This is a genomic window from Mesorhizobium sp. M4A.F.Ca.ET.020.02.1.1, from assembly GCF_004022645.1.
In the GTDB taxonomy this organism is placed as follows: domain Bacteria; phylum Pseudomonadota; class Alphaproteobacteria; order Rhizobiales; family Rhizobiaceae; genus Mesorhizobium.
This window is the reverse complement of sequence record NZ_RZOI01000287.1, coordinates 1-6,942: the sequence shown is the minus strand read 5'-3', so window position 1 is coordinate 6,942 and position 6,942 is coordinate 1. Positions and strand designations below refer to the sequence as shown.

At 65.5% G+C, this 6,942-nt stretch carries 6 protein-coding genes and 1 pseudogene; 6 read left to right on the top strand and 1 reads right to left on the bottom strand.

Features of this window, described 5'->3' with window-relative positions:
* Positions 1–198: pseudogene (locus tag EN742_RS18500) on the bottom strand (cyclase family protein); the annotation flags it as partial.
* Between the two features lie 119 nt (positions 199–317).
* On the opposite strand from EN742_RS18500, the gene EN742_RS18495 reads away from it, so the two are divergent.
* The 6 genes from EN742_RS18495 to EN742_RS18470 form a co-directional block, all read left to right on the top strand.
* Complete coding sequence (locus tag EN742_RS18495) at positions 318–1,892, top strand: NAD(P)/FAD-dependent oxidoreductase (RefSeq protein WP_128333126.1); 1,575 nt, start codon at positions 318–320, stop codon at positions 1,890–1,892.
* A 109-nt stretch (positions 1,893–2,001) separates the two neighbouring features.
* Positions 2,002–3,528 (top strand): ABC transporter substrate-binding protein, encoded by a 1,527-nt coding sequence (locus tag EN742_RS18490; protein ID WP_128333125.1) that lies wholly within the window; start codon positions 2,002–2,004, stop codon positions 3,526–3,528.
* 70 nt (positions 3,529–3,598) lie between these two features.
* Positions 3,599–4,606 carry an ABC transporter permease gene (locus EN742_RS18485; RefSeq protein ID WP_127406329.1) on the top strand — a complete coding sequence of 336 codons (1,008 nt, stop codon included), beginning with the start codon at positions 3,599–3,601 and terminating at the stop codon, positions 4,604–4,606.
* Positions 4,599–5,447, top strand: coding sequence for an ABC transporter permease (locus EN742_RS18480; RefSeq protein ID WP_127406328.1), 849 nt, complete (start codon positions 4,599–4,601; stop codon positions 5,445–5,447). Before EN742_RS18485 ends, EN742_RS18480 begins: the two co-directional genes overlap by 8 nt.
* Complete coding sequence (locus EN742_RS18475; protein WP_127406327.1) at positions 5,444–6,334, top strand: ABC transporter ATP-binding protein; 891 nt, start codon at positions 5,444–5,446, stop codon at positions 6,332–6,334. The genes EN742_RS18480 and EN742_RS18475 overlap by 4 nt, the downstream gene beginning before the upstream one ends.
* Positions 6,327–6,942 (top strand): dipeptide/oligopeptide/nickel ABC transporter ATP-binding protein (locus EN742_RS18470; RefSeq protein WP_148670147.1); only part of this gene is annotated, 616 nt, incomplete at its 3' end. The genes EN742_RS18475 and EN742_RS18470, both read left to right, overlap by 8 nt.

Genomic DNA, 6,942 nt, shown 5'->3' with positions numbered 1-6,942 from the left:
GTTCCAGGCCCACCACGGCCCGTTCTTGTCATATTTGGAGATGGCGTGGATCTCGACCTTCGGCGTGTCGACGGCGAGCTCCGGCGGCAGCTTGATCAGCGGCGTGTTCGGCCCGAGCGGCGCCGACAGGTCGACCACGCGGATGGCGCCCGAAAGCAGCTGGCCGGCGACCTCGCCGAGGAGTTTTTGCGTGTCCATGGTCTCAGTTCCCTCTTTGTCGATGAAGATCGAGGCTCGTTGCGGCCCTTAATATCCTACTAGACGAAAACATATGCATCTGCAATTATCTTTAAGCATAAAGCATTTTGGGGCGAGGCGTGAGCGAGTTCGACGCCATCTTTGTCGGGGCGGGCCACAACAGTCTGGCATGCGCCGCGCATCTGGCGCGCAAAGGCTGGAAAACAGCCGTTTTTGAACGCAGTGCGGCAATCGGCGGCGCGGTGCAAACCCGCGAATTCACCTTACCCGGCTTCCGCCACGATTTCGGCGCGATGAATCTGAGCCTGTTCGCCGGCTCAGCCTTCCACCGGAAATATGCAAATGAATTGAAAAACCAGGGGCTGGAATTCGCTCCGGTGGCGGACTGTTTCGCCAGCGCCTTCCCGGACGGCAAATGGTTCGGCGTCAGCAACGACCTGGAGAAGACCGCCGCGCGGCTGGCCGCCTTCTCCGCAGCGGACGCCGATACTTGGCGGCGTCTTGTCGCCGCCTTTCCGGGCGAAGCCGAGCATCTGTTCCGGCTGCTGGGCTCGCCGATGAGCACCCGTGCGCTGGCCGGCACGGCCTGGAAGCTCTGGCGCAAGAAGGGCGTTGCCGGCGCGCTCGACACCGGCCGACTGCTGCTCTCCTCGCCCCGCGCGTGGCTCGAAGAAAACTTCGAGACGCCGCATGTGCGCGCGACGCTCGCCGCCTGGGGCATGCATCTCGACTTCGCGCCGGACATCGCCGGCGGCGCCGTGTTCCCCTATCTGGAATCGATGGCCAACCAGAGTTTCGGCATGGTGCTGGGCAAGGGCGGCGCCGACACCATGATCCGCGCGCTTGCCGGCATGGTGACGGCGGCTGCCGGCAAGATCGCAACCGGCGCCGAGGTCGCCGAGATCACGGTCGCCGGCGGCCGGGCGACCGGCGTGCGGCTCGCGTCCGGGGATTTCCATGTCGCCAGCAAGGCGGTCATCGCTGGCGTCGCGCCGAAGGCGCTGCCGGGCAAGCTTCTGCCCGACGGTTCGGGCGATGCCGGCTTCGACGCGACGATGAAGAAATTCCGTTACGCGCCAGGCACGATGATGATCCACCTGGCGCTGGACGACCTGCCCGACTGGAGCGCCGGGGCCGAGCTGCGTCAGTTCGCCTATGTGCATCTGTCGCCGTCGCTCGACGCCATGTCGCGCACCTACCAGCAGGCGACAGCGGGCATTTTGCCGGACCCGCCGGTGCTGGTCATCGGCCAGCCGACGGCCGTCGATCCCTCCCGCGCGCCCGCAGGCAAGCATGTGCTGTGGGTGCAGGTGCGCATGCTGCCGGCCGAAGTCCTCGGCGACGCGGCCGGCAGGATCGAGCCTGGTCCGTGGGACGCGATCAAGGACGCCTATGCCGAGCGCGTGCTCGAGATCATCGAGAGTTACGCGCCGGGCCTGCGCCAAAAAATCCTCGGCCGCGCCGTCTTCTCGCCGCTCGATCTCGAGCGCGAGAACCCGAACCTCGTCGGCGGCGACCAGATCTGCGGCAGCCATCATCTGGCGCAGAATTTTCTTTTCCGCCCGGCCCGTGGCTACGCCGGCTGGAACACGCCGGTCTCAAACTTCTACCTCACCGGCGCCGCGACATGGCCCGGCGCCGGCACCGGCGCCGCCTCGGGCTTCATGCTCGCTGAACAGCTAGGCGGGAGGTAGGTGCGACGATCTTTCCGGGATGCAGGGGGCAAGGCGCGGTTGCCCAAGGAGCCTGAACCCAACGACGATGACACTGCCGCGCGAAGAAATACAACCAAGGGGAACGACCATGACCATCAGCAGACGTGACTTGCTCGGATACGGCGCGGCGGCGATCGGCGCGACCGCTCTCGGCCTGCCAAAGGCAGCCAGGGCGGCTGGAGAGCTGACCATCGCCTACAACGTCAATTTGCCGTCCTGGGACCCGACGACCGGGCCCTCGGCGGTCAATCCGACCATCCAGGGTCTCTACCAGTCGGTGTTCGACCAGTTCATCCCGCAGAAGCCGGACCTGTCCTTCACGCCCGGCCTGCTCACCGAATGGGGCTGGAACGAGGACCGCACCAAGGTGGCGATGACGGTGCGCGAGGGCGTGAAGTGGCATGACGGCTCGCCATTCACGCCTGAGGACGTGGTCTGGTCGCTGCAGCGGGCCGGCGACGAGAAGACCGGCAACCCGATCCAGTTCGTCTGGAAGAACGTCAACAATTTCAAGATCGACGGCAACAAGATCACCGGCGATGTGGTGCAGTTCGACCCGGTCTATTTCAAATGGATGTCATTCCTGACCGGCTACATCATGCCGAAGGCCTATTACGAGAAGGTCGGCGCCGAGGGCTTCGAGAAGTCGCCGATCGGCACCGGCCCCTACATGGTCGACAAGTTCGAGCGCAACGCCTTCCTGCGGCTGAAGGCCAATCCGAACTACTGGGGCAGCAAGCCGGCCTTCGAGAACGTGACGATCAAGTTCGTCACCGACGCCGCGAGCCGCGTCGCCGAGATCGAATCCGGCTCCTCGCAGGTGACGCTTGAAATCCCCTATGAGGAGTATGACCGGCTGATCGCCAAAGACGGGCTCGCCGGCTCAATCAAGAACGTCTCCGACATCGGCATGATCTTCTTCAACGACATCGAGGCGATGCTGGACAAAAATGTCCGCCAGGCAGCCGTCATGGCGGTGGACAAGGAGCTTCTGGTCAAGCGGCTGCTGCGCGGCTACGGCCAGCCGATCGCCACGCTGGAGACGCCGGAATACGCGGCCTTCGATGCCTCGATCAAGGTCGAGCACAATCCGGAAAAGGCCAAGCAACTGCTCGCTGCTTCCGGCTATTCGCCGGAAAAGCCGGTCAAGTTCACGATCCAGATGACCAAGGGCTTCAAGCCCAAGGACTATGAGATGATCCAGGCCATCGTCGGCATGTGGCGCAAGGTCGGCATCGAGGCGACGATCGAGGTCTATGAAATCGCCAAGCACTATGAGCTGCGCGCCGCCGACAAGCTGGCGCCGGCGGCCTTCTACAATTGGGGCAACGCCATCGGTGATCCGACGACGTCGACCGGCTTTGCCATGTACGGCCCGAGCCCGCATTCGGTGTGGGACAGTCAGGACCTGATCGACATGATCAACCCGCTATGGGGCGAGAAGGACGAGGCAAAGCGCATCGCCGGCTGGAAGGCGGTCGACAAATACGTCGCCGAACAGGCCTATGTACTGCCGCTGATGCAGTATGCGCAGCCGATCGTGCACGCCAAGGGCGTCAATGTGGTGCAGCATGTGTCGGGTGCCTTGCTGCCGGCGCTGATGACCCCGGCCTGATCATCGGCCTTGGATTGCCGCGCGCCGTCGCGAAGACGGCGCGCATTTTTTCATCCGGGCATACAGGCCGATGCTACTGCAAAGATTCCTCGTTCGCCTGCTGACGATGCTGGTCACGCTGTTCGGCGTCGCCGTCGTCGTCTTCGTCGTCATCCGGCTCGCGCCCGGCGACCCGATCGCGATGATGCTGCCGCCCGGCGCCAGCGACGAGGACATCGCGCGGCTGCGGGCGCTCTACGGGCTCGACAAGACCATCGTGCAGCAGTTCTTCATCTGGCTCGGCGGCGTCCTGCGCGGCGATTTCGGCACCTCGATATCGCTGCGGCAGGATGTGCTGGGGCTGGTCTTAGACCGGCTGCCGGCGACGCTGGAGCTTGCGACCGTGGCGCTTCTGATGGCGGTGGCCATCGGCGGCACGGCGGCGATCCTCGGGGCGCGCGAGCGCGGCACGGCATTCGAGGCCGGCATCGACATCGCCAGCGGCACCGCGCTCTCCATCCCCGATTTCCTGTGGGGGCTGGTGCTGATCCTGCTGTTCGGCGTGCTTGTCCCGGTGTTCGACATTTCCGGCCGGGTGTCGCCGCAACTCGACCTGCCCTTCGTCACCCAGTTCTATCTCATCGAGAGCTTGCTTCGACTCCGCTTCGATCTCACCTGGGACCTGCTCAAGCACATGCTGATGCCGGCCGTGGCGCTGGCGCTGCCGCTGGCCGCGATCATCGCGCAATTGCTGAAACAGTCGCTGAAGGAGGTGCTCGACCTCGACTATGTCGTGCTGGCGCGCGTGAAGGGCTTTTCGGAGACGCAGGTCATCCTGCGCGAAGCGCTGAAAAACGCTGCGCTGCCGACGCTGACGCTGGTCGGCGTGCAGTTCACCTTCCTCATCGGCGGCACGGTCATCGTCGAGCGGCTGTTCTCCTACGAGGGCCTCGGCAACATGGCGATCGACGCCGTCATCAACCGCGACCTGCCGCTGATCCAGGGCATCGTGCTGGTCTTTGCGCTGCTCTTCGTGCTGATCAACCTCGCCGTCGACATGATGTACGCGCTGCTTAATCCGAGGCTGCGCCATGGATGAGGCACGCATCTCCCGAAGCGGTTTGAGCCCGAAGCTTTGGCTGGCCGGCGGCTGGCTTTTACTGGCGTTGCTGGCGGCCATCTTCGCGCCGCTGATTGCGCCGCAGGACCCGCTGGCGCAGGACCTGATGCTGGAGCGGCTGCCGCCCTTCTGGCTGGATGGCGCCGAACCCGGCTATTGGCTGGGCACCGACAGCCTTGGCCGCGATCTGCTCTCACGATTGATCTTCGGCGGCCGCATCGCCTTCATCGTCGCCTTCGCCGCCGCTTCGGCCGCCTGCCTGGTCGGCTCGGCACTGGGGCTGATCGCCGGCTATTTCGGCGGCTGGGCCGACCGCATCATCTCGCGCGTCGTCGACATCTGGATGGCCTTCCCGCCCGTGCTGTTCGCCATCCTTCTGGTGGCGGTGCTGGGCACCGGCCTCAGCTCCGTCATCATCGCCATCGCGGTCATCGACTGGGCGCGCTTCTGCCGGGTGATCCGTGCCGAAGCTATGAGCCAGGCGCGCATGGACTACGTCGAAAGCGCGCGCATCGCCGGCTATGGCCGCATTGGCATCATGCTGCGCGAGGTGCTGCCCAATGTGCTGCCGTCGATCGTCGCGCTGCTGTCGCTGGAGATGGGCATCGCCGTCATCGTCGAGGCGATCCTGTCCTTCGTCAATTTGTCGATATCGACCGACGATCCGACCTGGGGCGGCATCATCGCCGAGGGCCGGCTGTCGATCCACCAGGCCTGGTGGGTGCTGGTGTTCCCGCTGGTCACGCTGATCCTGACCGTGCTGTCCTTCAGCCAGTTCGGCGAGGCGCTGAAGGCGCGTTTCGATCCGGTGCTGCGATGAGCGCGGCCGTGAAACCCTGCCTCGAAATCCGCTCGCTCAGCGCCGTGCTGCCCAACGGCCAGCGCGTGCTGCGCTCGGTGTCGCTGTCCGTCCAGCCGGGCGAAGTGCGCGCGCTGGTCGGCGAGAGCGGCGCCGGCAAGACGATGATCGGCAAGGCGGTGCTTGGCGTCCTGCCATCCAGCGTGCGCGTGATTGAAGGCGAGATGCGGCTGGAGGGGGAGGACCTTGGTGTCCTGCAGCTCAGGGCGCGCCGCAATTTGATCGGCGCCCGGACGGCGTTGATCCCGCAGGATCCACTCACCGCACTCAACCCGTCGCGCCGCATAGGCCCGCAGACGACCGACCGGCTGGTGCGCATCCTGGGCTGGAGCGGCGAGCGGGCCGACCAACGCATCCGCCAGTTGCTCGACGAGGTGCATATCCGCGACCCCGAGCGCGTGCTGAGAAGCTATCCGCACGAACTCTCCGGCGGCATGCGCCAGCGCGTGCTGATCGCCGCCGCCTTCGCCGCCGAGCCGAGGCTGATCGTCGCCGACGAGCCGACGACGGCGCTCGACGTGACGGTGCAGAAGCAGATCCTGCGGCTGATCGCGCAACTGCAGCGCGACCACGGCACGGCGATCCTGTTCGTCACCCACGATCTTGGCGTCGTCGCCAAAATCAGCCAGAAAGTCTCGGTGCTTTATGCCGGCAAGGTGGTCGAGGAAGCCGAGACCGCCGAGCTCTTCGCAGCACCCCGGCATCCGTACACGCGGGCGCTGATCGCGGCGACGCCGCGCTACACCGATCCCTTCGCATCACTGAAGCCGGTGGACGAAACCGTGCTTGCGGGACTTGCCGCCGAGATCGCGGATGCCGACAAAGCCTGGAGGCCGGGCCATGGCTGAGCCGCTGTTTTCGGTGCGCGGGCTGAAGGTGGCGCTGCCCGACATGACGCGCAAGCCACTGGTCGGCCGCGCGCCGCTGGCCGAGATCCTGAAAGGGCTCGATTTCGATCTGCCGAAGGGATCGGTGACCGGTATCGTCGGCGAGTCCGGTTCGGGCAAGTCGACGCTCGGCCGTGCACTGGTGCGGCTGCTGGAGCCCAGCGCCGGCTCGATCAGCTTCGAAGGCCGTGACATCAGCCACCTCTCGGAAGCCGGGCTTCGGCCGCTGCGCCGCGACCTGCAGATGATCTTCCAGGACCCGATGTCATCGCTCAACCCACGGCATACGGTCTTCAACATCATCGCCGCGCCGCTGAGGCAGAACGGCCTCGGCGACAGGTTGAAGGAGCGCGTGGCGGAAGCCTTGCAGCGCGTCGGCCTGCCGCAAAGCTTTGCCAGCCGCTACCGCCATCAATTGTCAGGCGGCCAGCGCCAGCGCGTCGGCATTGCGCGAGCACTGGCACTGTCGCCGAAATTCGTGCTGGCCGACGAGATCGTCTCCGGCCTCGACGTGTCGACGCAGGCGCAGATCCTGACCCTGCTCGAAAGGCTCGCGGCCGAAATGGGGC